This window comes from Bradyrhizobium sp. Kon69 (assembly GCF_055807515.1).
Genome location: NZ_JBVVOS010000025.1, coordinates 1 through 23,710 on the forward strand (window position 1 = coordinate 1; position 23,710 = coordinate 23,710).

The 23,710-nt window shown below is 58.1% G+C and carries 15 protein-coding genes, 2 pseudogenes and 1 other annotated feature; of the genes and pseudogenes, 9 read left to right on the plus strand and 8 right to left on the minus strand.

Annotation, left to right across the window (positions count from 1 at the left end; genetic code table 11):
* Positions 1-144: pseudogene (locus AC0L3U_RS28750) on the plus strand (LabA-like NYN domain-containing protein); the annotation flags it as partial.
* 3,442 nt (positions 145-3,586) lie between these two features.
* Complete coding sequence (locus tag AC0L3U_RS28755; RefSeq protein WP_456765781.1) at positions 3,587-3,856, plus strand: hypothetical protein; 270 nt, start codon at positions 3,587-3,589, stop codon at positions 3,854-3,856.
* Positions 3,857-4,339: 483 nt separating this feature from the next.
* On the opposite strand, the gene AC0L3U_RS28760 is transcribed toward AC0L3U_RS28755, so the two are convergent.
* From AC0L3U_RS28760 to AC0L3U_RS28770, 3 genes are all read right to left on the minus strand, one after another.
* The gene (locus tag AC0L3U_RS28760; RefSeq protein ID WP_456765782.1) at positions 4,340-4,609 is read right to left on the minus strand and encodes a DUF7662 domain-containing protein; all 270 of its coding nucleotides are present in this window, start codon (positions 4,607-4,609) and stop codon (positions 4,340-4,342) included.
* Positions 4,610-4,742: 133 nt separating this feature from the next.
* Positions 4,743-4,919 carry a hypothetical protein gene (locus tag AC0L3U_RS28765; protein WP_456765783.1) on the minus strand — a complete coding sequence of 59 codons (177 nt, stop codon included), beginning with the start codon at positions 4,917-4,919 and terminating at the stop codon, positions 4,743-4,745.
* A gap of 52 nt (positions 4,920-4,971) precedes the next feature.
* On the minus strand, positions 4,972-5,280 hold the full coding sequence (locus AC0L3U_RS28770; protein WP_473364086.1) for a hypothetical protein: 309 nt from the start codon (positions 5,278-5,280) through the stop codon (positions 4,972-4,974).
* Positions 5,281-6,201: 921 nt separating this feature from the next.
* Here AC0L3U_RS28770 and AC0L3U_RS28775 point away from each other — a divergent pair.
* Both AC0L3U_RS28775 and AC0L3U_RS28780 read left to right on the plus strand, forming a co-directional pair.
* Entirely contained in the window at positions 6,202-6,417 is a 216-nt protein-coding gene (locus AC0L3U_RS28775) for a hypothetical protein (RefSeq protein ID WP_456765785.1), read from the plus strand.
* A gap of 3,693 nt (positions 6,418-10,110) precedes the next feature.
* The gene (locus AC0L3U_RS28780) at positions 10,111-10,332 is read left to right on the plus strand and encodes a hypothetical protein (protein WP_456765786.1); all 222 of its coding nucleotides are present in this window, start codon (positions 10,111-10,113) and stop codon (positions 10,330-10,332) included.
* Positions 10,333-11,934: 1,602 nt separating this feature from the next.
* On the opposite strand, the gene AC0L3U_RS28785 is transcribed toward AC0L3U_RS28780, so the two are convergent.
* Positions 11,935-12,507, minus strand: coding sequence for a hypothetical protein (locus AC0L3U_RS28785; protein WP_473364127.1), 573 nt, complete (start codon positions 12,505-12,507; stop codon positions 11,935-11,937).
* Positions 12,508-14,225: 1,718 nt separating this feature from the next.
* Between AC0L3U_RS28785 and AC0L3U_RS28790 the strand changes: the two genes are divergently transcribed.
* From AC0L3U_RS28790 to AC0L3U_RS28805, 4 genes are all read left to right on the plus strand, one after another.
* Positions 14,226-14,657 (plus strand): PilZ domain-containing protein, encoded by a 432-nt coding sequence (locus AC0L3U_RS28790; protein ID WP_473364087.1) that lies wholly within the window; start codon positions 14,226-14,228, stop codon positions 14,655-14,657.
* A 187-nt stretch (positions 14,658-14,844) separates the two neighbouring features.
* Positions 14,845-15,099 (plus strand): hypothetical protein, encoded by a 255-nt coding sequence (locus AC0L3U_RS28795; protein WP_007606680.1) that lies wholly within the window; start codon positions 14,845-14,847, stop codon positions 15,097-15,099.
* Positions 15,100-16,718: 1,619 nt separating this feature from the next.
* Positions 16,719-16,889: a hypothetical protein gene (locus AC0L3U_RS28800; RefSeq protein ID WP_007606679.1), complete on the plus strand. Its 171-nt coding sequence runs from the start codon at positions 16,719-16,721 to the stop codon at positions 16,887-16,889.
* Positions 16,890-17,264: 375 nt separating this feature from the next.
* Entirely contained in the window at positions 17,265-17,612 is a 348-nt protein-coding gene (locus AC0L3U_RS28805) for a hypothetical protein (protein WP_473364088.1), read from the plus strand.
* Positions 17,613-17,931: 319 nt separating this feature from the next.
* Here AC0L3U_RS28805 and AC0L3U_RS28810 read toward each other — a convergent pair whose 3' ends face one another.
* The 4 genes and pseudogenes from AC0L3U_RS28810 to AC0L3U_RS28825 all read right to left on the minus strand — a co-directional run.
* Positions 17,932-18,192 carry a hypothetical protein gene (locus AC0L3U_RS28810; RefSeq protein WP_473291801.1) on the minus strand — a complete coding sequence of 87 codons (261 nt, stop codon included), beginning with the start codon at positions 18,190-18,192 and terminating at the stop codon, positions 17,932-17,934.
* A 58-nt stretch (positions 18,193-18,250) separates the two neighbouring features.
* Positions 18,251-19,270 carry a hypothetical protein gene (locus tag AC0L3U_RS28815; RefSeq protein WP_473364089.1) on the minus strand — a complete coding sequence of 340 codons (1,020 nt, stop codon included), beginning with the start codon at positions 19,268-19,270 and terminating at the stop codon, positions 18,251-18,253.
* Between the two features lie 25 nt (positions 19,271-19,295).
* The gene (locus AC0L3U_RS28820; RefSeq protein ID WP_473291797.1) at positions 19,296-20,183 is read right to left on the minus strand and encodes a hypothetical protein; all 888 of its coding nucleotides are present in this window, start codon (positions 20,181-20,183) and stop codon (positions 19,296-19,298) included.
* 807 nt (positions 20,184-20,990) lie between these two features.
* Positions 20,991-21,592: pseudogene (locus AC0L3U_RS28825) on the minus strand (IS3 family transposase); the annotation flags it as partial.
* Positions 21,192-21,308, minus strand: a sequence feature (AL1L pseudoknot). (Overlaps the previous pseudogene by 117 nt.)
* A 1,178-nt stretch (positions 21,593-22,770) precedes the next feature.
* On the opposite strand from AC0L3U_RS28825, the gene AC0L3U_RS28830 reads away from it, so the two are divergent.
* On the plus strand, positions 22,771-23,646 hold the full coding sequence (locus AC0L3U_RS28830; protein ID WP_473291795.1) for a phytanoyl-CoA dioxygenase family protein: 876 nt from the start codon (positions 22,771-22,773) through the stop codon (positions 23,644-23,646).
* Positions 23,647-23,710: the final 64 nt, after the last annotated feature.

Genomic DNA, 23,710 nt, shown 5'->3' on the forward strand with positions numbered 1-23,710 from the left:
GCCGACGTCTTCACCGACCTCGTCGAGCTGCAGTCCAAGCTCGGTCGCGACCCGTCCGAACGCCCCGCCCCGCGTGATCGTGAAGCGCGTGGACACATGCCAAAATTCTTGCAGGAGCCGAAGGGAAACGACCCACACGACTAGACCCTGAAGGCGGCGCCCGCATTCCGCAAGTGCGGATGGGCCGGTGGCATTTGTCGCTTTGAGATATCTTCGCAATGGCTCGATATCGCCTGCGTGAAAGGGGCGGCATCCGGCATCATATTTTGCTGGCAAAGCGAACCTGCTGTGGCTCTGAAGAACCCCGACGCAATTGCCGTCATCGTGACCGCCCTCCGGCTTACTCACGGCGACGAAGCTGCGCGAGCCATGCTGATCGGCGGCATGAGCTTGGCCGCCTGACAGAGGCGACATTCTCCGCACCGGTCGAGCGACGCGATGCCGTTCGATTTGCCACCTCGAACGTCCGCCAGCCGCTCGAATTCTAATCCTCCGGCGCGTTCCTTCAGCTCAGAATTTCAACTCTCAGGCAGGGCATGCACCTGTAGGCATAGGCGGCGGCGGGCAGGTTTGCAATTGCCGGCAGCGACGCGAGAAACTCCATTGGACGCTGACATCTGTTGCAAATGAGGGTTGGTGCCTTGTCCGTGCCACCGCCTTGCGCCATTGCTGGTCCGCCAAAAGGTGAGAACGGTAATTCCAATGGCCGGCGTTTACACCTCCGGACGACTACCGGGAGGCCTTATCGAAAATAGGCCCCGCCAGCGTGAGCCGCTATTGCTGCTGAACCGAGACTCAGTTTTGATTTCCATCGTTGCGGCCAAATTGCCTGCGGGAGGCGATCGTGAACGGCGAAGCCGGATGCACCGTTTGTAGCCAAGCTCGACTGCTCAAAGCTGTTTTCCCCGTCACCAAAGGCTACGAACTGAAGCGTTATGAATGCGCTAGTTGCGGCAGCGATCTGTGGCTAGTTACGAGAGTGTCCCGATCATCAACGCCTAAGCAGCAAAGCGGAAGATCCCGACGAAGTACGCGGCTCAAGACCATCGAAGCGGCCTTGAAAGGCGCCGCTCGTGCCGCAGCTAATCAAAAACCGAAAGCCCCGCCAGCGTGACTGGTCCCCGCAGCTTTTCCATTTCTGTACGATCAGCCGCGGCGTTCCGATTGCCACTGGAGAATGAGATTTCCCGCTCACCCGCGGAGCGGCCGCGACAGGGCACCATTATGATACCGATCGCTCAGACCTCCCTTGGCGGTGTCAATTAACTCGCCGCCATGCCGACCTGCACCGGGGAACCGACCCCGACCTCGCACGAAGCCATTTCCCGGCCCCGCGAAATCTTGCTGAAACAGAGGGGGTCGAAAGTGGCGGCATCGAACACGGGGATGCCACATGCTAGTCCTGATGAACCTGATCTGGCGTCGCCTTGCCTACACCATGCTGACTGGTATGCGGTCTAAGCTTGTGCGCCAATGACGAGAAGGGCGGCCGCGTAAGAAGGCATCCGTGCCGCGTCATGGACGGTCCGCCAGCCCGCCCCGGAGCCTCCCCCTGGGCGCCAGGATTCAAGGAGCCGGCGGGCTCCCTACCAAAGGGTATCCGTTAGGCTGGTAGCATCGAAGCCGCGACATTCGGGGCGATGCCACCCACTTCCACAGGCGCGCATTTCAGTGTGTGACTTAGCTTTCGGTCAGTTTTGCCAAAAAGCGGCCCCAGGACGGGAAAGACCTGAAGCCGAATACGTTCCCTGGCCGCGCCGGGCCGATTGACGCTCGCCGCCACGACACTTGGATACCGGCATGCGGCATGCAGAAGGCACCTTCAGTGTGATGCGCGAGATGGGCCTACGCGAATGTCCTGGTCCACTGCCATTGCGGCCATCACGTTGCTCTAAGGGCCGATCGTTGGGCGGGACGACGTTCGCTTCTCTGAGGTCGAGCCGCGGTTTGTGTGCGCCGGATACGGCAACCGAGGGGCTGGGGTCAGACCGATTTCAGCAGCCGCAAGCCGCAGCCCCAAGCGCTCGCTAGGTAACCCGTATTTTTCCCAAAAACAAGGCGCCGCCAGCTTGCGCAATGCGCGTTTACGCACTCGCGGCCCGACGCGTCCTTGTCCGGTAAGACGCGCCGGGCCTAACCATTCCCTGCTTTCCCCGTAAGGTTTGGCTGAGCCAGCATAGAGCGATTCTACAGGCGACTTATACGTCTACGTCTCTGTGCAGCGCTCCTCTCGCTTCGGAGCAAAAATCCCATGTCTCGGGCCACACGTTTGACGGACGCGATATACCTTCCAAGCTCGGTTGCGATTTCACCCGCGGTCGAGCCAACGTTGACCATTTTGATCAGCATCTGTACCTCGCCCTTGGTCCACTGCTTAGGTTTGTGGTTTCGCACGCGCCAAGCTCCAGTTCGCTCGGAGCGGAGATTAGCAGAATTGTTCCACTTCTGGAACGAAATGCCCACTGCGTGGATTTCGGTTCCACCGAATTTGTATTTGCAAACGAGACGAAGCTGGGGCAGAATTTTGGCTTCATATTTCACTTGGTTCTTTTAACCCGGCTGCATTGACCACGCGGGGCCGCAGCGATTTAACCTCCCGCTGCGGCCTTCGCCGTATGGCCGCCAGCGTGACCGGCGGTGGCCGGCGGTGGGTCGTCCGAAGATAGCCGCTCGAAGCGACTGCTTAGCTTTGCTTCCCGTGCATGCAGGCGATCACGAACTCCCGCTTTGCGCGACCTTGTCCCTTTCCTCTTCCGCCCGCACTCGAAAACCCACGTTCGGTGGCGAGCTGCTGGCATTTTTCCAATTTTTGCGGGTTGCGAGGCGCGCCCTGCTGAGCCTGTACAGCGCCTGCGACCAAAGCCAGAGCAAAGGAAGCAAATAAGATCGGCCTAATCATTCTGCGAACTCCCTACCTGCAGTTGATCAAATCGCTATAAGAAAATAGTGGCCTGCCTCGGCATCAATCAAGCGAGCAGAAGACCATAAATCGTCCCTTGGATTGTAGCATGGCAATGCTGGCATGAGCCGGCGGGCTTTGGGGTATATTTTAAAAGCGAACTGAACCTTCACACCGCGCGCCTATACTGACGAGTATCCGGGATTTTGCTAATCCCTTCCCGGGGCTGGACGGATATCAAGCCGCCGGGACAAGGTATTGTCTGCCCGGCGGCTCTATTCTGCCGGCTCAGGGGAGCACCTGCCTGAACCCACTACGATAAGCGGTAGCTCGCCCGCGTTCCGAGCTAACTAGGAATCGACAATTTGCGAGATTCCTAAGATGCCAGCTTTGCTGGCGGCATCCCGCTCGTCGATATAATGGTCTGGCCATTATCCGCCCCGCAGCCGTGCGGAATGGCTGGCCGACATGTGACCTGCAGCATCCAATGCCTAAACGGCCATTGCGATCGCAGGGTCGACGTGCGGCTCGACACACTACTGCAAGCTCAGCCGTGGTCGCGAGTCGGCTTGCGTCTCGTCTGCTCAGCATGCGGCGCCGCAGGATCTGTGCATATCTCCCAAACTGGCATGACAGTCGCGGGCAAGTCAGGCCAAGCATGGGCCGCTTGAGGTTTTGATTCCAGCGATGAAGCACGTCACCGAGCGCCGTTTTGCCAATCCGGAAGCCGCCGCGCGTCAGCTCGTTCAGCTGGCTTCGAGAATCGAGGCGGTACAGGACGGCAGAATCCATATCGAGAAGATCAACTACCCATTCCTATACACGCTTAAGGCAAGCGGGGCAGAGTTCGGCGCCGGCATCAGGTGCGCTGTCGAGAAGGGCTGGCTGGAGCTGCACGAGAGCGGTACCTACGTGCGGCTGCTTAGGCCGAGCGAGGATTTGCTGGCGAAGGAATGACGTGGTCCGTTTGACGAGTCGATCGCGCTGCCAGACGGCTTCCTGAGCTTGCATCAGCAGCCTGCCAAGAAGAGAACACGCCGCGCCTGAATAGCGAGCCGCGATGGTGGCGGTAATCCTCATGGCAGGCGGCGGCCCGACGATGTGCGCTCGTATTGGCGTCATGCGCGCTGCACAATCTGCTCCGCTATCAAAAGCCCCGCGCTTAACTTGCGTGAAGGCACCCTTGCGGCGCGCGTTGTATCCACCCGAATGCCGGGGGACCGAATCAATGCTGAAGCGAGTGGCCAGAGCCGAGCAGCATCCACGCTGCGAGAACTGCGACGTGCCAACAATCCTGAGAACCTTCGTTCTCGACACCCAATCCGGTCGCGAAGTCGGGGTGTACCAATGCCCCAACTGCGCCAAGCTGCACTGGAAAGAGTGACGCAAATCAGGACGAAGCGCGCGACCCTAATTAGCTGGTGAGGTGAGGCGCTGCGATCAGCTCGGCTTCGCTCCACGTTCGAATTCAACCGTCAGATTTTTTAGCGAGACCTTGACGGCGAACCCAGCATCGAGCCAAGCGCGTGCTTGACTGTGACCCGCGCGGACGTTCTCGTTGCTCCACCACGAGGTGAACTTTCGAGCCGACGCCGGGAGCTTGCGTCCTAGGACGTCCTCGATTTCGGCGAACGTTAGCCGAACGATCGGTCCACGCTCATTCGACAGCCGAACATGCAGCGGGTGGTAAATGGAATTTCTAGGGTTCATGGCCTCAACACCGCAAATGTAAAGCCCTCATCATAGAACATCCGCGCGGCGCTGCACTGATCGCAGACCGCCTGGACCTCGCAATAGCGGCAGTGCCTGCGGCTGAGCAGGCGCCCGCCCAATCAAGGCGGCCTTACTCGTTCTCGGTTTGGGAAATTGCGCGTTCCAGTTCGGCTGCCAAGATCGTGTAGTGCGCGACGACCCTCGCGAAGGCTTCGCGCTTGATGACGGACTTTGCGGCGTCTCTCAATTGCTCGCACTTCACGATCTGCTCGCGGAGTGTCGCAAGATGTTCGAGCATGTCTTTCATCGCGTTCCCCAACGGGAACGCTAATGGCAAAGTCGGAAACCTGCAATCGGCCTCAGTGCTCGGGCCGGCCGAGCTTTCGACGCGACTGTGCCAGCTGCTTGTCGAGCTGCTCCTCGACGAACAACAGGACGAGGCGTCGAGTGTCCCTGTCGGTGATGTTCTGAAAGGCTTTGATCAGGCGCAGCATCTGCAGATCTTCAACTGGTTGGGTCATGGCAAAGACCTCATCGGAAAAGCGGCACATTAAATTATGTTTAAATATGCCGCTATTATTGCCGAAAAGGAACATGGAACTTGATTGAAAGTTAAACACCGCCGGCTCGCCGCCCAGAGCTGGCGGAGCGGCCCCGGCCACCCTCAAGGAGCCCCCCTGAAGCCGGGGCCGTGTCTCTTTAGATGGAGGGAGTAGTTAGCTTTGCTCGATGTTTCGTGCGGCCAATTCCTGGTCCAGCTGCTTCAAGCGAACGAGTAGATTTTCAACGATCTCCATGCAGTCAGAATGCCTCAACGAATGCACGCCACGCGCCTCGAGCTCGCGCTCCAATATTGTAGCCACTATGCTTTGGATGCTCACTAATCCCCCGCAGGAAAACATTTGCGCCGCCAGATACGGCTCAACAAAGAATTGGGTTCACTCAGGGGAAAGGCCGCAGCCTGGTTCCAGCCCCACTGCGGCCATCCCGGGCAACTGCAAATAGCTTGGTACTCAAATCTCGCCGGTGTTCCGACAGTAGAACACCCCGTTCCGAAAATGGACTCCGTACAACTACCGGTGGCACCTTGTCACATTAGAGCGAACATGGCACGGCTTGGCTTCCAGCCCCCAATGCTCCCGGCTGCCGATTCAAATGCGGATCAGAGCGCCGGAGCCTCGAAAATGAAGGTCGCAGGAACGGCTAAAGGGCTGCTCCTGCGACCGACGCCGCGACGTTCCGCACGGCTCCGGCGTGCTAGCATAGCGACCGACCAGCGTGAACCGGTGGGACCCGATTTGAGGACCCGCCAGCTTCAGCCAGCCCCGGCGGGTCACCCCACACCTTGACTGTTAAGCCTGTGCCGATTGTGAAATAGATCATATTGCGAGCCAGATATGCTGCGATACGATCATCGCACCGGGGCTGGCTGATATTTCACTTAGTCCTTTTCACCCGGACCTTTCGACCGCGCTGGCCGCAGCAGCAGTCCCGTGCTGCGGCCTTCGTGTTCACGGCGCTTAGCGCGATCAATCTGGCCGCCGTACTTGTACCAATGACTTCGGCGTCCTGTGCCATTGGAGAAGATTGTGTCCAAACAAAAAAATTGCCTGATCGTTCGTGCTGCAGGAAGACAACTGGACCTATTACGCGGCGAAGCCTCCCGCATCGCGAAAGGCAGTAACGTCGATTGGTGGATCGATCAGGCGGAGGTCGGCACTCGCTTCTGCTTCGAGGATACAAAAGCAAAGGAGTCATTCGCTCTGGCTTGTGACAACTTCGGTATTCCCTGCCAAGACGGCTAGCCCGCAGTCGATGCTGTGAGCCGGCGGCGGGACCGCGCACCATCATAGAAGTCCAGCGCTAATGCGGCCCCGTGCCCGAAGGGCCGGACCTGACCCCAAGCTGTGTTTCGGCATGGATGCCGCCAGGGGGTCCCCAGTCGAACGCCGATTGACACGGTAAGCCAGACCTGTCGACGAAAGCAGAAGAAAGAACCCTTTGAGATTTGAGCCCTTCAGTCTCTCTGGCCATCGTGAACACTGATTAGGAACTCCCGTGCCTTGCGACGATTGCCTGTCCAAGTATGGAAGGAAAGAGCATGGTCCGGACGTCGATAATCGTTGCAGTAGCCTCGTTAGTACTTTCCGCAGGCGCATTCGCTCAAGGTGGCGGTGGGGGCGGAGGTGGTGGCGGCGGCGCCGGTGGTGGCGCAGGCGGTGGCGGCTCTTCGGCCAGTTCCGGGGCTTCCAACGGCGGATCGTCTTCGAGCGCGACCGGTCAGACCGGAGCTGGCAACCAATCCCCTACAACTGGCGGAGCCGGCCAGACCACGACCGGAAGCGGCGTCAACCAATCGTCTGCAGGCAACAGCGCCTCAAGCACGACGAAAAGCACGGACCCCAACGCGCCAGGAGGCTTGCCTGCAAACGCACAAGCTAGGCGTAACGCAGGTGCGGGCACCGCCCCGAACGGGTTGCCAATAGGCTCGCCCGGATCAGGGATAGGCTCGCCTGAACACCCTATCGGTTCACGCCGTTGAGCTCGCACCATCGGATCATGGTGAACGCAGCCATGGCGCCTTCACGCCGGCGAACATCATGAGCGCAACGCGTCAACCGCGTGCGCTACTACGATCAGCACGCTTATGGCGATGAGGAGGATTAGTAGCCAAGTGATCACGTTCGTCTCCAGGCTATGGAGTTGAACGCCCACACTCTGCACAGTCAAAGATAACCGGCCGAATCTCCTAATTCGGCCCAAGGGTGATGATTCTCAGCAACGGATGCGTCAACAGTCGGCCCTATCGGAATGCCACGAAGATAAGAACCGCAACAACGCACACCGAGAGTGAGAGTAAGTAAATACCCACGGCAATCCCTCGACTCGATGGAACCAAGATCGAATTCGGAGCCTGATCTCCCCTTCTCGCGACGCCCCGCCCCAAACTGACATTGCTCTAAAAACAAGCCGCAGCGTGTACCTGCGGGTCTCAACTCAGTTTGCGGCGTTGCTCGTCAAGGGTTGCGCGCTGCTGATCGATTTCCTCTTGGACCAGTCGCCAAGTTTCCTCAGCGCGCGACGGTCTGGGCTTCGGCTTGGGAGGTTCGCTCTCGCTCATGGGTAATCTGTCCGACGCTACGGCGCCTGGCTAGTAGCCCACAATGACTGCGGTTCAGCATGGTTCGGCTAAGGCTGCCAACCGATATTGAGAAGAAAGAGGCGGGCAACTTCGGCGGCCGGACGTGCTGCTAGGAGCAAGGGGCTCCGGACATTTTTTGACGGGGAGTGCACGATGTCATCATCCTTTTCTTCCCGGCCGTGCTCTTGACAGGTGGGTTCGCTGCTGCTGGCGATTTTGTAGCACCGCTAACTGTTTGCGCCTTTGCTGCTGGTGAAAAGGCAATAGCGAGCGCAGCAATAGCTATGATTGAAAGTAAACGGTTCATCTAACGCTCCTTTGGTTGCAATCACGACATACAACCACGAGCACGGTTAAAGGTCGAGAACGCGGTACTAAATTCTTTCGATGCACAGTAGCTCAGCATCGCTCAAGAGAAAGGGGGCGCAGACAGCGTGGGCTGCTCAAACCACCAGCCAACATTGCGTCAGAAAACCTGACCAGTATTGTTCGATACAGGCGTAATACCTGTGGTCGGATAAAGTCGGGAGGACTTCAGCTGCACCCCGAAAGCCGCGTTGTAGGGGCAGAAACTCCAAAGGGTTCAGTGAGGCCCTGAAGACGCTTATATCGACATCATCGGCATCCAAAGCACCGAGCCGTCAACTGCCGAGCAGCCGCGCCTTGGCTTGATCAATTGCTTCTCGCAGCTGGTCGAGACCCTCCATGAGCGCCGCCGCGATATCACAGGCCGCTTAGGCCTGCTTGGCTGGCGGAAGGCGTGCAATAGCAGCCTTGGCTGCATCGACAGTGCTGACGATCCGGCCGTCAAGGTGGGCAAAGAATTCTTCATGGGGCCCACCATCGCAGTCATTATGCATCTTCGATCTCTCTTGCAAAACCGCAGCTTTTCTCGCGAGTGCGCTCCCCAGCCTCTCCCGCTGATTGAACAATTCCTTCTCGACGCAGCGACGCCCGCGAGATTGTGCTCCGCCAATCTTGCGGCAGCGCGCTCAGCTCAGCTAGGACAAGTCCAGCAAAATTCTTCGAGAACAGCCCAACCTGTCTGCATGTCGATTAACCGCCCCTCATCGTCCGCGATCTTGATCATGAGGTGACCGCTTTTCAACTCTCGGTATCGACTTTCGGCTCGGTGCGCACGGATCGGCGGGCCGGAGCCCCCACCCAGGCCAAATATGCAGCGCGGGCAACGTTGGCGTCGATTGAGCTGCTGCCGGTTTGATGGACGCCGGCGCGCTTTTCGTCAGCCGCCAGTCCGCCGTCTTGCCGGCGCAGACGTTCGACGCCGTCCGCGTATGTTTCGCCCTTTTGAAGGAGATGCAACAACCGTGGTCACCATGCCGCGTGCACGAATACATCAGCGCCGATCACTGGCGGGACGAAGTTCGCTTGTCCGATATCGAGCCGAGGTTGGTGTGCGCCGGATGGGACAACCGGGGGCTCAGGCCAGATCGGATTCAGCAGCGGCGAGCCTCCGCAATTCGCAACCTCGAACTCTTCGTTAGACTCCAAAGCCTGTTTGCGGGTTGCCTTGCAGGCCAGCCATGCCTACTCTCTGCCTAGGAAAAAGTGGCAATGGTCAACAGGTCTGACTAGGGTGGCAAAGGCATGAGGAAGGATAACCCTCAGCCTTTGGGAGAAGTGCGCCCAAGGCCCCAGTCCCAGCCAGCCCCGGACTGGGGCCGCTCTGTGCCACTCAGGATTCAACATTGGCCACAAAGGAGGTGTCGCTCATCGCAGACACCCAAGTCCACCCGAAGCTCTAAGGTAAAGTGAGCGCACAATTCCGCTGCCGGGGCTGGCTCCTTTTATAATTGTGAATTTAAACCCGGCTTTTTTGCAGCGCGGGCCGCAGCGATTTAACCTCCCGCTGCGGCCTTTGCAGCATCCCACCAGCTTGAGCCGGCCTTTCTGACCCACGACGAAGCCATTATCGCCAATCGGCGAAATCTCCCTGAAACAGGGAAGGTCGAACCTCCGCTCATTAACGAGGGGAGTTCAAAATGATTACGCTCAAAGCAATTGCGCTTGTTGTTGGTGGCGGGTTTATCTTCGCGACGTATTCGGGGGAGCTGGGCGCTGACGTGGTTCTCGCTATTGTAGCCTGCCTCTCATAACGAGAAGGCCCACCGACGTGAACCGGCGGGTATTGAACCTTCCAACCTTCCGTCCAATCAAGGAGGAGGCTGGCCATGAGTGCGGTTCAGGTGGGCGACATTATCGCTTTAGACGTAGCGCTCGGCTACGCTTTAGCCCGGTGGGGATATGGATCTTTAGACGGGCCTGTGTAGCGATCTCGCCACAGCTTTTGGTTAAACGTGATGCTCAATTCTCCGACTAGGCACAGGAGGGCTTAATGTCCATCGATCGCTCACAAACAATAGAGTGGAACGGTGAGGTTCTAACCGGGTGGATTATCGTGGACGGTCTTTCGAGAAAGGTCGCTGCGGACCGCAAAACGATTCACAACCATGCCCCGGGTTTTAGCGACGCTCTCAGTTGGGAAATCGACCGATTTTGCGGTGAGATCTTCGAGAAGATGATGCCGTATTTCCGGGCAACCGCCCTTGGGCGCTAAGGCAAGCCCGCCCGCGTGTACCGGCGGGGCTTTGTATTTTTTTATCGAGGACCTGAACCTTCACACTCCCTCCCTACACCCATGAGTATCCGGGGTTTTTTGCTAATCCCAATCTCAGGGCTGGACTGAAACAAACGTCGCCGGGCCGAAGGTATTGTGTGCCCGGCGGCGCATTTGTTTGGACTAGGCTCAGGCCGATGCAGCCGCTGACCCAGTTCAGAAGCAACGGCGGGCGAGCCGTAGCTGTGCCCGCATGGGCAGAAGCTGAATCAGGCGCATTCCAATTTCTCGTTAATCAGATCCAGGCGTGCGCTGATCAAGCACTACCTAGTGCATCCCATCGATGACGGTGTCCGCATCGGGCCCGGCGAGGACAATAGCAAGCAAGCTGGTGAGGTTCTTCGGTTCTTCAGTTCTTCGCTTCCCTTAGGAGATCTAGGGGTGCCCTGGGTCATGCCGTCACCCCTTGCTGCCAGTGCTGCGCGCCGATCTGCTCCAGCGGCCCGTCATGGTTACAATCCCGCTCTCGGCATAGTCCTGCTCCAGATCGCGCCGGCCACCGGAGGCCCACCGGGTTTGATCGCCGCCGCCGGATCACAGCTGCCGAGTGATGGCCCGTCTTCGAGGTCATTCTCTGCCGGGTCGTCGTCTCCGCCCGAGGCGTCGTCCTCCAGGTCGGCCGAAATGTCCTCCTCCAGCTCAGTCATGACGTAAGGGTCGGACTGGTCGAGGAAGGCGATCAGCCGGTGATCTCCGCTGCAGCCTCTTTTCTAAGCCTGGCGAGGTCGCTGAGAGCCCTTGCGCGCTCCTGCTTTGGATACCGAGGGCGGATAAAATCGCGCCGGTAGAGTCCGCTGGCAGTTCGCTGACGTTTTCCATGGTGGTGGGGCCATGACCGGCAGCCGGGGCTAGAAACCTGCCAGTCAGACAGGCGCGGCGCCTCTAAGGGAGAAACTTTGGGGGCAACTCCCTCTGGACATCACGACGGCCCCCCGGCCAAAGGCCGGACAGCACATGGCACACTCGAATCTGCCGCTAGGATAGCGGTTAAATTCAGCATGTGACACGGGCAGCACTGGTTTGGGTTTCTAGACCACCCCGAATCATGCATTTGATGCGTGTGATTTTCAAGGACTGCTTTTGAGCGAGGCTTCACATGGGAAGGCCTGCCGTGGTTCGGACTATTACAATCACAATTGATGGTGTTGCGCATCACGGGACATATTTCCTCCAGAACTGCGCCGTCTACGTGCAATCCGTCCTTGGAAGCAAGGCAACCCACGTCGGCGGGTCGCCCCCGGAAGCGGTGGCCAAGTTGCTCCTCTGCGAAATAATTCGTAGCCGTACTGAGGCGATGCACTAAGCGCAGAATTGCGCTTAGGTAGGGCGCGCCTGAGTCGTGGGGGAGAGTGGCACAGAGCACGGGAGTCTACTTGAGCGCGTTGGCGCTCTTTTTGGCGCGCTCCATGTGCGCCACGAGGGACCGCGTGCAGTGGCTGCGAAAAGTTGTCATCAACGCTGAGCGCATGCGGCTCGGGATCAAAGAAGAGGAACTTGCAAGCCGAGGAAACTTTCTGATCTCTGCGTCGGCACTCCTCTGCTTCACTTAAACGGATCCTGGATCGAAGGCGCCGACTGCCTGATGCGGCGCACGCTCACCGGCGTGCCGTCGGAGACGAACAGCAGCTCGTATCGGCGGCCTTCATTGTCGGTCGCTGCGCAGGTGACATCAGTCACCTTCTTCGCAGCGAAATTGCCAGTCTGGCGGCAGGTACCGGTTGATGGCTGCTCGGCCGGCACCGGCAGTCCGTCAACCTTGGGCCGATCCTTAGAATTGAGCAGCATGAGATCGATCGCCAGCTCGTAGGAATTGTCGTCGGCTCGCTTGCCGTTCGCGCCGGAGAACGATACCACGTGGTTCTCATCGTCGGGATCGTCGACGGCGACCGCGAAATTGACCCGCCCCTTGTCGCCGTGGGCATAGACCAGCGTCTTGCAAGCGAAGCTGCGCCCGGCGACCTTCAGCGTCTTGCACTTCCCCGACATCAACGCCAGGAAGCTGACAAACGCATTCGGTCCGGCGCTGGATGGAGAGGTTAAGGATTGTTCCTGAGCAAAGCATGGCCCGAAGGAAACTAGGAAAACAAGTGCTGCGGTAGTCGAATGATTTGGCATTTGGTCACTTGGAAAAGTTAAGCACGAGCCAGACCACATCAGCATGGAAAGCGCAACGGTCGCAAAGTGAGCCCCTGGAGAAATCTAAACACCAGGGGTCGCGCGCCAGCCGCCGTTTGCTGCACCGCGCAGCAGTCAAAACGCGCGTCGACAACTAGGCAGCTCTAAAGATCCTGGCTAGAGCATGGGTGCATGCGGGCTCGCGCGAAGGTGTCGATCAGAACCGGGGCGTCGAATCTCACCGGATGCCCTGAAGCACCTCCGCACCGCGCAGAGATCCCGGGCCTCGCTCCCTGAGCCAATCTTACCGCGCTGCTCGATGGTATGGCGGTTGGTGGTGATGTGAACGATCATAGCGCATGCGGAAGCCCGGCGATCAATGTTGCGGTGCAGTTCCTCGGCGCGCGCTCTCGCCGGCTCGTCAAGCGAAGGCCAGACTTGGCATCGGCTCGGACCTGATCGCGGATGCTCTCGTACATGTGCGTGATGTAGTGGTCTGAAAGTTTTTCGAACGGCATCCGCGTCACCATCCTTGCAAAGAAGGGTGGGCCGCCAGACCTAGGGCGTATCGCTGGCGGCCCGTGCCGGACAATTGAAATTGTGGTCTTGAGGATTCGATTTGGGGATAAGACCAGCCCTGTCCGGCCTTGCCATGAATGCGCAAGCGCGCAGCGGTCTCAAGTCAATGTTCGGATTAACCTCACTTCTCAAGGTTAAGTGCGCTGACTTGGTGCACGGCTTCCCTGCAATGCCGCCCTGAGGCTTACGAGGGCTGCTTTCAATAGATAATTGGAAGAAACGGAAATCGCGGAAAGACACCTTAACGGGAGGAGCCCACCAGGTCCGTACTTTGCCCGCATTGTTCGCCTGACGGGCGGGCGTTGTGGCGATCAATCGCGGCCTGTTCATGGGCTCAGGCGGGTGAGGTCTTGGGAGCCGCCGCAGATGACCGACGTCGGCCTGAACGGGCGTATGGTTATCACGCGTCTGAAGGCTTTGCGCCGATACTGGAGCGCGCTGGGTGCAAAAACGCCGCCCGCTTGAATGAGTCGCGGGCAGCGACTTCCAGCCCCGAGGGGGATGATGCAAAACCCCGGTATCGATTAGTCTGGATAGACTACATGACGATTCAAATAAAATTGGGCACGATAGCAATCGTAAGCCATGCCGGTCTGGGCGCTGAAATCGTGCACGGCTTTCAAAGGCTCAGTCCCCGCCAGCCCCGGGATTGAGTGTTTCTGCAAAAACCGCCCGCTTGAATCTTAATTCTCATCGCGGGCGGCATTTTTATTCTGGCCGCTCGAAAGGCAAAGACCCCAGATCCGGGTTGAGATCGGATCTGGGGTCCAAGCGTACCAAAGGAAGCGTTCGGGTGTGCGACGACCGAACAGGCGCACGCTACGCTCCGTGCCCTAATTTAAAGTTACCATTGTCCAAATTCAGTCCGGCGCGGCTTGGTCGGACATGCCGCCAGTTCGTCTAGGAAGTTTGCGGCCGGCAATGATGAGACCGCTGCCAAGCGACCCCATCGGCTCAGCCATCCGCCCACCCACCCTGACGGCCGCCCGCTCAAGATCACCTTCGGCAAGATGCGGGAGAAGGGCGTTTGGGGCGTCGTGGTCTGGTGCGCCAACTACCGTTGCAGCCATCGGGGCGCGGTCAGTGCGGACCCGTGGCCGGACCATACGCGGCTGGCCGCTGCCAGTACAAGAGCAGCTATGGTCAAGCCCTTGATCATCGGGAGAACGGTAGCCTTGCCGAGTAAAGTCTCGCTCAATGGTAGTGCAGGCTCGACTCGCTTTGCCCGACCAGCCCTAAGTAAACGATTTCTCTATTTGGCCCGCAAATTGTGCCGCGACTTTCCGCGACAGCTTTATCGATCTGTAAGAAGAGCTGGCTTAAAACCCGTCCCCATGGAAAAGCGAACCGCTCGCCGTCGACGTGTATTCAAGTCGGCACTCATCGAGTTTCCCGGAGGCTCCTTCAGTTGCGTCGTCCGAAACTTCTCCGATCTGGGCGCCAACCTGGACGTGCCCAGCGCATCCGGCATTCCGCACGAGTTCACACTGATCATTCCGAGCGCGCAGTCCCAGCTTTCCTGCCGAGCGGTGTGGCGGTCGGAAGGACGCATCGGCGTTGCGTTTTCCTGATCATCGCTCTGGTGCCGGCACTGGCCCGCGCGGGTTAGAAGGCACAGCTAGGGACGCCCATGATCCCGGCTTCGCGGTGCCTAGAGATCGTCTTGCCGGCTGGAACCGCAGATGTCGTCGGTAACCGGTTGACTTATCGCAAGCGCTAAATCACGGTCCTGCTCGCCGGCACGTGGGGAGCTAAGTGATGACCGACCAGAAGAACTACAATGAGCGCTATTTCCTGCGCTTGCTCCAACATGGCCCGTTTCAGCGGCGGCCGCGTGGAGGCTGGCGCTTCGGTGTCAAGGTAATCAGCGACGGCGTCGTTGAGCGGCTCCTCGCCGGTGGTCACACCGAGATTGCCGGCTCGCAATTGAGGCTGAAGCCGCTGGCCTCTAACCCGCCGAGCGGATCGAGCCGAGCGACGACCTCGCCATCATACTGCTGGCGGACTACCTGACGCGCGAGCGTGACGCGGCTACGCACGATCGACTGGCTGATCCGCATACTTGATGACGACCGGCTCCGCGATGCTGTCCCGAGGTCTGGTTGACGCGCGGCTGCATTCCATTGCGCCGCCTGCGAAGATACTGGCTGGGTATGCGAAGCCCACCCCGGCCGCTCTTGGGACGGTCCACACGCCTGCGGCTGCGGCGCAGCCGGCGATGCTTGCCCACGCTGCAATGCTTCGGAAGCCGACCGACCGCGACCGCCAGCGGGCTTTCGGTTCAGCTTCGGCCTATTGGCGGATTTGGCCCGCTTCTTCCGGAAGAGATAGGCGCCCAGTCCCGAGGTCACTTACGCCGGCAAGGGTGTGGTGAGCGTCTAGCTTCGCTCGCTATTCCGCGCGGCTAATTCCTGGTCCAGCTCCTTCAAGCGGACGAGTAGGTTTTCCACTATCTCCATGCAATCGGAATGCCGCAATGACCGCACGCCCCGCGCGGCCAGCTCTTGCTCCAATATAGTCGCCACGATGCCTTGGATGCTCACAATCGTCCCCCGGAAAACATTGCTCCGGCCAGATACGGCTCAACAAAGAATTTGGGTTCGCTCAGCGAAAAGCCGCAGCGTGGTTCCAGCCCCACTGCGGCATTCCCGACAACTTAAAATTGGGTCGTGCTTAAATCGCGCCGGTGTTCTCACAGTAGAACACCCCGTTCCGAAAATGGACTCCGGATAACTACCGAACTCGGGTTTCTAAGCATTGTTGCTTTCGGGAAAACATGGCAACGCTCGCTTTCCAGCCCCATGCTCCCGGCTGCCAATCCAATTGCGGATCAGAGCGCCGGAGCTCGAAAGTGAAGGTCGCAGGAACGGCTGAGAGGCTGCTCCTGCGACCGACGCCGCGTCTGAATCTCTGACGCATCAACCGAACGGTTGAGACCCGCCGAATTTCGACAGTCTCCCGTAATAGACCGGAGATGCGCCAGGCATTCCATAACCCTACGCTGCCCGCTTTTGGTTATTTGGATGACGCGGGACAATCCACCGATCCTTATTTGCAATGTGTGCAGGCGGCCCATGGCGTACCTAGCGAGACTTCCAGAGATTGCAGGTCTGCCCGCTGTGTACGCCTATCGCTGCCTACCTTGCCTGAGGGTCGATACCATTGTGCTGGACCCGCTCTAGGAACGCCGCTCCTGCGAAAACGTTGAATGACCGGTCTGTGGCGCGACGGTTTCGCGCCATCCACCCGGAACGGTCTGTCGTCTACCGCGCGTATGCCGTGTGTAAAACCTTTGCTCGAAAAACTGCCGCTGGACGAATTGCTGCGTCGAACGTGCCGTACGCGCTCGTCTAGGCTGCCGGTTTGCCCGCCAACACTTGGACTTGGTCAATATCCATTCCTTGGCTCCCTCTTCAGTCTCAAAATCCCGATATGAGAGTCGGGTCCGCAACCTGTCTTGACGGCCACAAACCAACGTCCGCCTCTCACGTTGCGGTTCAATTTTGGCACTAGCTGAGCCATTCCTATGCGTCCAGTCCGTCCAACCGCAGGAATAAACTCCGGATTTAATTTAAATGGAACCAATTTAGTCGACGCTGTATTATCTGTGGATTACAGCGGAGTTTAACTCCATGCATGATGAAGATCTGGCCCTTCAAGCCGTCAGCGATGCGCAAATCATTTTGGAAGAGTATTTGAAGCCGCAGCCGCGCAACAACGAGCGCGCCATTCTCGACCAACTGGTGGAAATTCTAGAGCGCCCCGACCTCATTGTGGCGGTTAATCGGATGCACCACCGCTAGAATTGCGCGCGAGCTTCAGCCATTCGTCAGCGAGCGGCCATCTTCCTCGTCTGCAGCCCATCGTACGCAGGTCGATGCGCTGGAAATTGAGGCGCTGTCAGTTCTGCTCGCGCAACCACATGAAACACGCGCGCTTGCAACGCGGGCCTATTTTGTCCGGGGCTCCGTAAAGTCAACGCAACCGCAACGGCTACGTTGAAGCCGATCCATATTGCGAAGATCGAAATGGTGGTCGACATGGGCAAGTCTCATCAGCGTTTTGCCGTAACTCGGGATGGTAGCAAATCTTAGTTTTGAGATGAGGGATTGCATATCCGGGCGATTACCTGCGACGATCGGAATTCGGCAAGTGTCAACCGTTCGGTTGAGATCCATATGCCGAACAGGTTGTCCCAGCGTTCTCCCTCGCGTGTCGATTACTGTCAGGTCGAGGCTGGATCGTTTCTGCTTCCCGATGCGAGGCAAGAGAGCGATACGCTTGAACTTGACTTCCAGCGCGGCCTTCGTCTTCTCACCCTTGTGGTTGCGCACATCCATGTAATGCGAGCCTTTGACGCTGGTCTCTTCCATCTCGGTTGCAATCGTATGGCCGTAGAGGAATTGCAGTTGTTGAGGCTGGTCAGGGACTTTGCCAAAGATCAGAAGAAGCGACAGGATTTCGTCGAGCAGATCGAGGCGATGGCCGAGAAAGAACAGCAGCCGGAGTTTAAGCCCGCGAGCTAATTGGGCCGGACTGTTCTGCGAAGACAGAACGACCCCTTTGTCTCATGGTGTTGGCCTGGTCATCGCCCGCACAGGTTTTGAATATCGTCAATCTCATCATGCTGTTTTCCTGCCTATTGAAATTCAGCCAGCCGAAGACGTGAATGCGCCAATGAGACAGAGGGTTTCCCACTGCACCGAGCCCCAATCCTGGGTGCAAACGTTCATTTGCGCTCCAAAAAGTAACCGCCCAGGAAAAGTTGGCAGAACGAACCCAATTTCCACGCAAATGACCCGCAAGGCACTGATACTAAATAAAAAAGCTTCGGAAGCACGACAGTCACATTGACAGGGCTTTCAGCTTGATTTGAGCTCGCCATAGATACCGATCTAGTGCTGCGAGCTTCTTGAGCTGCAGGACGACGGCGGCAGATGAGCTGGAAGCGATCGCCTTGCTGATGGAGATTGACAACTTCGCGCGTTCGCTCTCAACGAGACCGATCCGAGCTCGAATGTCTTCGAAGGAGCACGATTCGAGTTGATCCCAAGTCTCGTCGGAACCCGGCAGTTTGACTGCAAGGCCATGGCGGAGCGCATTCATCCGTGACCGCGCTTTGCCCTGTTGTGAACGCGGCCCGGTACTTCGGGCCGCGTTTTTCCTATTCGCCGCGATCTGCTTGCGGGTTACCATCTTCAGCAGCCTTTTGCGCGCGTTCGAGTTCTTCCTCTCGTGCAAGCTGCTTGTCGCGCTTGACCTCGAGATAGAAACGTCGGTCCGCAGCCGCGCTCAGTGGCATCTGCTGATCGGGACTGCGCATGTCGTAGGCGAGGTCCAACTGCTTGAGGGCTTCATCACGCTCTTTCTTGGCCGATTTCTTCAAGCGTTCGATTTCCTTCAGGGGCGGCAATGCTCGCAGGAATGCTTCGGAGGTTACCGCGTTCGCGGTAAAGCCTGCATCCTCGAGCGTTTTCTGGAACTTCTTTTTGTAATCGGGATCGAGAAAATACTCCATCGCGGCTTCCTTCGCCGACCAATCCAGCTTTTTGGCTTCCTCTTTCGAGGACGTCACAACGGCAGCGGCCTTCTTGTACAAGACCTCCACCGCTGCGCGTCGCTCGTTGGCCACGATCGCCGCCAACATCTTATCAAACAAGATCAAGTTCACGTGGGCCATCGCCGCCTGCCAAACCCACTGAAACTCGATATCACGCTTCGGGCGGTGCGGCGGGCGATAGTCCTCAGCATACGAATTGAATATCTCGCGAAAGTCGCACTGGTCAACGCCGGGGGGAAGCGGCGGATCCTCAAGCATCTGCTCTATGGAAAGCGGCATGTAACTCCGCGTCTCTTCGTTCTCTTGGCAGGATTCGTAATCGAAGACGTCGTCGTCCTCTTCCTCTTCCTCTTCCTCTTCCTCTTCCTCTTCCTCTTCCTCTTCCTCTTCCTCTTCCTCTTCCTCCTGATTTCCCACCTCTTGTTCGTCCGCCTTGTCTTCCACCGCGACGGCCTCGCCGGCAACAAGCTTGGAAGCGGCTTCCGCAGCAGCTTCTTCGGCGGCGGGCGGCTCACCGGCAACTGGTGATGGATGCCCCTCCGCGTTAGCTGGCGGGCTGTCTGCGTGGAAGTCGGTCAGCCCCTGATCACGGGGCGAACCGGGCTCCGTGAGCGCGTCCGGCATGCGGCTATGTTCATCGTCTAACAATTTAGGTTCCCTTCCTGTGAGGGCTCATCACGTGATGGCCGTTCTCTTTAGGATAGGTGCGAAAAGATAGGGGCCTGGCCTTGTGGGAATAATCGGGGGTGGCCGGCGGACGGCTGCGGCTGTCTCGTGAGTGCGACATTGCGGTGCGCACGATGGCTGCAATGGTTACCGGCGGCAGGCGATTCTCACGTAGAAAATCCTGAAGCGGCGGCAGGACAAGCTCGAGAAAATCTGAAAATGGCCCGCCTTCCTGGTAAGTTTGAAACTCTTCGCCGTGTTCGCGGCGCACCACCTTTTCCCGGCGCCTGAAGATCTGCTCCTTGCCGGCCCGGAAGATCGGACCAAGGCGCTCAGCCAGCTCACGGTGCGCCGGGTGCTCGGGGTGACCGGGAGTGCGGGCCTCCTGATTGCGGTCGCGCGCCCGCGCAGCCGCGCTCGCTAGGATTTCCTCAGTCGGCCGACCGAAAGTATACGCAACGCGGGTGTTTTCCGTAGCCCAGACATCCATGCTGAACGTTCCGGGCGCCTCAAGGGCGCGCTGAGTGTCCTGGGCCAGCTCCCATTGCACGGCAGCCGCCAGTTCATGCGTGTAAAACAGGTCGGGCGTCCTAGCGACCTGCGCCAACGTGGCGACAAGCGTACCTGATCTCATCGCTTGGCTTAGCACCCCCGCAACCGTTAAGGCCGCGACGATCGGTTCGAGTTCGGCTTGCTCATCCGTTAAAAGCGGGACGCCATTGGCAAGCGGTTCGAGCTCTCGTTCGGCATAATATTCGAGTATCGTCAGGATCGATCGTGCAGCAGGCTGTAGCCCAAGGTACATACGGTCCCGGACCTGGAGCCACGGCACGGCAGTCTCGAGTAATTGCGACTTGTAATGTGTCGGCATAGATCTCACGTATATTGGTTTAGGCCTTTACAGCCGCTTCCTTGGCCCTCCCCCGCTAGAGCTATAGTTACGCCCGCGTCTGTCATCAAAGCGATGAAAGGCGTCAAGCAAGCGAAGCACTCAGTTTAAGTGCCAGTTTCGGATACTTTCGTCCTGTGGAGTCGGGACGTCCAGTCCGACGTTTAGAATGTTAACATCAAAGATGAGCGATCCGACCAGAATTTTTCGGCCCGCATACGCCACGGGGACGCTTGCTTTAATTGTGCTGGTAGTTTCCGCGAAGCGACTTCGGCGGAATCCGCCGAGATCGCGCCTCCCGAACTTAGATCGACCAGTTAATAACATGTTTGTATAGGCGCCATAAATTCGCCGGTCGGCTGTAGTTTAGATTGTAAGGATTGCATGAAGCCGGAGCAGTTTGGGATAGCGGCTCAGTGGCCAAATTTGAGCAACGCGCTGCCAGCTCGCATGCAGTCACTTTACTTACTACCATGTTGAACTTGACGATCATTCGTTGATCTTCGCGGAGGATACTTCGGCCGAGACCTTCGTCCACAACGTCGACCGTCTGCATTTTGATAACTGGGCGGAGCACGAGGCGCACTATCCCGACGGCAAGGCCGTGGCGGAAATGGAACTTCCTCGAGCGAAATCCCATCGTCAGGTAGCTCGCCGGATCCGCGAGCACTTATTGGCTAGAGCGGCGTTAATAGTAGGCGCGCACCCAGGATGTCGTTTAGTCAATTGTATCTGCATGGCGTGCTTGGCGCCGCGCGAAATCAGACGCTCGCAACCCGGCCGGGCTCTTCGCATCAGTCGCGACACCGTGCAACGGGCAACATCGAAGCCTTCGCGCTTGAGCTGCCGCCGGACCTTGCGCACGCCGTAGACGGAGAAATTTCCATCGAACACGCGGCCGAACCTCGATCTTCAACCTGACATCCTGCATCGCGCGCGCCTTCAGCTTGGCGGGATCGCGCCGCTTCGCCACATGGGCGTGGTAGGTCGAGGGGCGACCGGCAAGACCTTGCAGATCGGCTCGACCCCATGCGCCCCACGATGATCCTCGATAAAGGCGATCATGGCTTGGACCGACGGTCGAGCTCCGCCATCGCAAAATAGGCGCTTGCTTTGCGCAAAATCTCATTGGCCTGCCGAAGCTCGCGGTTCTCTCGTTCGAGCGCCTTCAGCCTCTCGGCCGTGTCGGTCGGAACGCCGGCCCGCTGCCCGCTATCGACCTCGGCCTTCTTGACCCAGTCATGCAGCATCTGCGGTGTGCAGCCGATCTTGGCCGCGATCGACATCACTGCCGCCCAGCGTGACGGGTGCTCGCTCGCATGATCCAGAACCATCCGAACCGCTCGGGTCCGGACCTCGGGTGAAAACTTGTTTGTCGTCTTGCTCGTCATGGCTCCATCCTCTCAGGAGTTGGAGCCTCCGGCAAACTCGGGGCGGTTCATTTTTCAGATCAACGTCCCTGCGAGCCCATTCTTTAGGACCAAGAACCGGTAAGGAGGGCTGTCCAAAGGACCTCGAAGTGGACTTCGGCATATGCGCAAAAGGAAGCCCGAAGTATTGATCCAATCACTGGACTTCCGTGGTTTGCAAACACCCAGTCCCGCTTCTAAATAGCTATAAGCTTTTGCTCGGCGTCCGTCTGCAAGCCGCCCGTCGTTTATTGCGAACTACTGCCTGAGTGAGCACAGGTGGTCACGAGCAGCATGGCCCGGCTGCATTGCCAATCGGTTCCTAACATTGGTTCATAGACTCCACGAGGAGTACCGATAGCGATCGTAGTACCAGCCGCCATCAAAACAACGGCGGCCAGTTTGAGCATTCGATAGGTTGTCAGTTTCCACTTCATTGCGCTTCCCTCTAGTGGAGGTGCGCACGGTATGCTCGGTGATACCTGCCGCTCGTGAAGTACTTCACACAATGCGTATCACACCTGCGTGCATCAGCAATCATGTTTGACGGAATGTCCCGCAGCCTGACTAGCCAGTATTGCTATTCTGTTCGCATTTCGTAGTAATCACCGGCTGTTTCACTCTGCCAACTGCGTGCGGACGCTTGGTGGAGTCATGCTTTCCGAACGCAAAACCCAAACGTTTGAATTGTGTCGGGGTGAACCAGCGAAATTCGACTCTCGATCTAGCAGCATGTTTTACGCCGCTTGCGCTCGCCCGCGCCACGCAGCTTGGCAACCGGCATGGCCCTGTCGAACTGCGCAACGGCGCCGAGATTTGCTGAATGAGCGCAGCCGTGGGCGCGTCATCGACAAACTATCGGGCGAACGTGAAGCTGGCCCAGCGCTCCAGGATATCGTTGAACGCCTTATGGCCGCTGGATAGTATGGCGAGCTGCTTTAGTGAGCCTTCCTGACATTTCGGAGATGTCCCCTCGCAGATAATTGAGGTGAGACGACAGGATTAAGTCTGAGGTAACAAACTGCGGCAATGACCGCTCGTTACTTTATGCAGAAGGCGGTCATCCTGCATCGATTGATTTATGTTAACGACAAGCGAAAGTATGGATGTTCATAGTTGAGCTAATCATCCGATAGAAAAGATCGCGGGCACACCGTGTCATGGTCGACAAGCTGGAGGCTGCAATGAATCTCCAGGGGATAGCCGGAAGATTTTCCGAAGGTGACATACATTACGTGCTTGGTCGATTCCGGACTGTCCGTTTAGCCTACGGTGCTGCAAGACGGCTATTCCGGCGCGGCATTTTGGCGGAACAGAATGGAATTCCGACGCTCTTTCCCGATCGGAACGTCTCCGAAATCGTTAAGACCATTTCCGAAGAAGCAGTGTTTGTGGGGTTAAATCTCCCGGCGTATATAGTGAGCGAAATTGACGCCTTTGCTCGCTCCGAGCCGCTTCACGCCAGCTACGACCCGAATGGCCCCACGTTCCGATATTCGGAAGTGACCCGAGGTAAAGCACCCGACGGTAGATCCGTGCCAGTCGCCGGTATTCACAAGCCAACCCGCTGTCCTGCCGTGCAAGCCATTGTCGATGATCCCGTATTGCAAGCCATCGTGCGGACTTACCTTGGGCACGAGCCTCGCAAGGTGATGACCATCATCAACTGGAGCTTTGCGGCGGACTTTACCCAGGAGGAGCGCCGACGGCTGAAGCATCAGAACGTGCTTGACTATCATTATGACGTGGAGGGATACAACTTCGTATACGCCAACTTCTATATAACCGATAGCGACCGCAATTCCGGAGCGCATGTAATGATGAAGCGCTCACACAATCGCAAGCCGCTTCGTATGCTTCTTGGCTCGGCGTCGGCAAGCGAAGCAAGTGTGCGCAAGCAGTTTGGATTAGAAAACGAAGTCATCATCGAAGGCAAAGCAGGCACCGGCTTCGTTCAGGATACGTCATGTTACCACCGCGCTACTCCGCCGACCCAGCGCGACCGACTTATGCTTGCTGTTCGATTTATCAATTGAAAGCCGCTCGGCGTCGGAGTAGCTGAGCCGACGCAACCTTTCTCCTCACGTTGCATTCGCCGTA

Bases quoted from the DNA above. Each gene is read 5' to 3' on its own strand.
- AC0L3U_RS28755 (WP_456765781.1), top strand. From the start codon at position 3,587: ATGAAGCACGTCACCGAGCGCCGTTTTGCCAATCCGGAAGCCGCCGCG.
- AC0L3U_RS28760 (WP_456765782.1), bottom strand. From the start codon at position 4,609: ATGAACCCTAGAAATTCCATTTACCACCCGCTGCATGTTCGGCTGTCG.
- AC0L3U_RS28765 (WP_456765783.1), bottom strand. From the start codon at position 4,919: ATGAAAGACATGCTCGAACATCTTGCGACACTCCGCGAGCAGATCGTG.
- AC0L3U_RS28780 (WP_456765786.1), top strand. From the start codon at position 10,111: ATGTCCATCGATCGCTCACAAACAATAGAGTGGAACGGTGAGGTTCTA.
- AC0L3U_RS28785 (WP_473364127.1), bottom strand. From the start codon at position 12,507: ATGCCAAATCATTCGACTACCGCAGCACTTGTTTTCCTAGTTTCCTTC.
- AC0L3U_RS28790 (WP_473364087.1), top strand. From the start codon at position 14,226: ATGGTCAAGCCCTTGATCATCGGGAGAACGGTAGCCTTGCCGAGTAAA.
- AC0L3U_RS28795 (WP_007606680.1), top strand. From the start codon at position 14,845: ATGACCGACCAGAAGAACTACAATGAGCGCTATTTCCTGCGCTTGCTC.
- AC0L3U_RS28800 (WP_007606679.1), top strand. From the start codon at position 16,719: ATGCATGATGAAGATCTGGCCCTTCAAGCCGTCAGCGATGCGCAAATC.
- AC0L3U_RS28805 (WP_473364088.1), top strand. From the start codon at position 17,265: ATGCCGAACAGGTTGTCCCAGCGTTCTCCCTCGCGTGTCGATTACTGT.
- AC0L3U_RS28810 (WP_473291801.1), bottom strand. From the start codon at position 18,192: ATGAATGCGCTCCGCCATGGCCTTGCAGTCAAACTGCCGGGTTCCGAC.
- AC0L3U_RS28815 (WP_473364089.1), bottom strand. From the start codon at position 19,270: ATGCCGGACGCGCTCACGGAGCCCGGTTCGCCCCGTGATCAGGGGCTG.
- AC0L3U_RS28820 (WP_473291797.1), bottom strand. From the start codon at position 20,183: ATGCCGACACATTACAAGTCGCAATTACTCGAGACTGCCGTGCCGTGG.
- AC0L3U_RS28830 (WP_473291795.1), top strand. From the start codon at position 22,771: ATGGTCGACAAGCTGGAGGCTGCAATGAATCTCCAGGGGATAGCCGGA.